Here is a 219-nt window from a genome sequence, read left to right on the forward strand (position 1 = left end):
TGACCGCCAGTGATATTATTTTCAGCAGAGGGAACTTGAGAATTAGGGGTATCAGTATCACTAGTTGTTGGTGACGAATTCTCAGTTGTAACACTCTCACTAGTCGTTGCACTTACCTCAGAATGTGTAGTTTCAGAATTAGCTGCTTCCGAACTAGCTGTGCTTGTGACTTCAGAGCTTGGTTTTTCAGAGACTGTTTCTGTTGAAGCCCCTTCAGAG

Annotated in this window: 1 protein-coding gene; it reads right to left on the bottom strand. The window is 43.4% G+C overall.

Annotation, left to right across the window (positions count from 1 at the left end; translation table 11 throughout):
- Positions 1–219 (bottom strand): hypothetical protein (locus HMPREF2637_RS02815; RefSeq protein WP_141760008.1); only part of this gene is annotated, 219 nt, incomplete at both ends.

The organism is Streptococcus sp. HMSC065H07, assembly GCF_001837325.1.
Lineage (GTDB): Bacteria > Bacillota > Bacilli > Lactobacillales > Streptococcaceae > Streptococcus > Streptococcus salivarius_H.